1 rRNA gene is annotated in these 2,500 nt (G+C 53.0%); it reads right to left on the minus strand.

The features are described 5' to 3' along the window. Window positions 1–2,284, minus strand: a 23S ribosomal RNA gene (locus FJ950_RS29345); the annotation flags it as partial. Window positions 2,285–2,500 lie beyond the last annotated feature (216 nt).

The following is a 2,500-nucleotide window of genomic DNA, read 5'->3' on the forward strand; positions in this document are numbered from 1 at the left end:
GCTTATGCCATTGCACTCAGCGAACGATTTCCGACCGTTCTGAGCCCACCATCGCGCGCCTCCGTTACTCTTTAGGAGGCGACCGCCCCAGTCAAACTACCCACCATACATTGTCCCGGACCCGGATAACGGGCCGCGGTTAGACATCCATAGTGATAAGGGTGGTATTTCAAGGGTGGCTCCACCTGAGCTGGCGCCCAGGTTTCAAAGCCTACCACCTATCCTACACATGCCACTACGAATGCCAATGTAAAGCTATAGTAAAGGTGCACGGGGTCTTTCCGTCTAACCGCAGGAACCCCGCATCTTCACGGGGAATTCAATTTCACTGAGTCTATGCTGGAGACAGCGGGGAAGTCGTTACGCCATTCGTGCAGGTCGGAACTTACCCGACAAGGAATTTCGCTACCTTAGGACCGTTATAGTTACGGCCGCCGTTTACTGGGGCTTCGATTCAGAGCTTGCACCCCTCCTCTTAACCTTCCAGCACCGGGCAGGCGTCAGACCCTATACGTCGTCTTGCGACTTCGCAGAGCCCTGTGTTTTTGATAAACAGTCGCTACCCCCTGGTCTGTGCCACCCTCCTCCACTTGCGTGGAAAAGGGTCACGCTTCTTCCGAAGTTACGCGTGCAATTTGCCGAGTTCCTTCAGCATAGTTCTCTCAAGCGCCTTGGTATACTCTACCAGACCACCAGTGTCGGTTTCGGGTACGGTTTATAAGGAGGAGCTATTTCCTGGAACCACGCAGCAGCCCGTTCAATCCGATAAGATTGGACTACCTCAATGATCCGTCACTACCTCCAAGCCCACGAATATTAACGTGGTTCCCATCGACTACGCGTTTCCGCCTCGTCTTAGGGGCCGGCTAACCCTGCTCAGATTAGCTTTAAGCAGGAACCCTTGGTCTTTCGGCGGGGGAGTCTCTCACTCCCCTTACGTTACTCATGTCAGCATTCGCACTTCTGATACCTCCACCACCCCTCACGGGTATGGCTTCGTCAGCTTACAGAACGCTCCGCTACCGCTTGGCCCTTGCGGACCAAACCCTAAGCTTCGGTGTATGGCTTTAGCCCCGTTACATTTTCGGCGCAAAGACCCTTATTTAGACCAGTGAGCTGTTACGCTTTCTTTAAATGATGGCTGCTTCTAAGCCAACATCCTGGTTGTTTTGGGATCCTCACATCCTTTCCCACTTAGCCATAACTTGGGGACCTTAGCTGTAGGTCAGGGTTGTTTCCCTTTTCACGACGGACGTTAGCACCCGCCGTGTGTCTGCCGACTAGTACTCCCAGGTATTCGGAGTTTGGTTAGGTTTGGTAATCCGGTGAGGACCCCTAGCCCATCCAGTGCTCTACCCCCTGGGGTATTCGGTCGACGCTCTACCTAAATAGATTTCGCGGAGAACCAGCTATTTCCGAGTTTGATTGGCCTTTCACCCCTAGCCACAAGTCATCCCGAACTATTGCAACAGTTATGGGTTCGGTCCTCCAGTAAGTGTTACCTTACCTTCAACCTGCTCATGGCTAGATCACTCGGTTTCGGGTCTAATGCGACGAACTGAACGCCCTGTTCAGACTCGCTTTCGCTGCGCCTACACCTAGCGGTTTAAGCTTGCTCGTCACACTAAGTCGCTGACCCATTATACAAAAGGTACGTGGTCACCCAGGACGAACCTTGGGCTTCCACTGTTTGTAGGCAACCGGTTTCAGGTACTCTTTCACTCCCCTTGTCGGGGTGCTTTTCACCTTTCCCTCACGGTACTAGTTCGCTATCGGTCATGCACGAGTACTTAGGCTTGGAGGGTGGTCCCCCCAATTTCAGACAGGATTTCACGTGTCCCGCCTTACTCGAGGACGATTGATTGCATTACGCGTACGGGGCTGTCACCCACTATGGCCCTACTTTCCAGAAGGTTCCGCTTGTCTCTCAATCGCCACTGGCCTGGTCCGGGTTCGCTCGCCACTACTTCCGGAGTCTCGGTTGATGTCCTTTCCTACGGGTACTTAGATGTTTCAGTTCCCCGCGTTCGCCACTTTATCCCTATGTATTCAGGATAAGTTACCTATATCTGATACTTGGAAACCACAGCAGCACCAGCGCAATCTCGAAGAGATTATCGCTCATGCTACTCTGATTTTCCAAGCACCTTAGGTGGGTTTCCCCATTCGGAAATCTACGGATCAAAGGGTATTCGCACCTCCCCGTAGCTTATCGCAGCGTATCACGTCCTTCATCGCCTGTGCATGCCAAGGCATCCACCAATTGCCCTTAAGACACTTGATCGTTCTCATTGCCAATACCCATCGCGCAATCCGAAGGATTGTCGCTTCAGCCTTCCCCTTGCGAGGTTAGCATCCGCGCGCAATCCGAAGGATTGTCGCTTCAGCCTCCCCCTTGCGAGGTTAACTCAAGCGCAATCCCGAAGGGATTGTCGCCACGCGATCTCGAAGAGATCGTCGCGTCAGCCAAATCCTGTGCAGGACCCGGCTTGATGTCATT

Origin of the sequence: Mesorhizobium sp. B2-3-14 (assembly GCF_006442175.1) — a bacterium.
GTDB classification, from domain to species: Bacteria; Pseudomonadota; Alphaproteobacteria; order Rhizobiales; family Rhizobiaceae; genus Mesorhizobium; species Mesorhizobium australicum.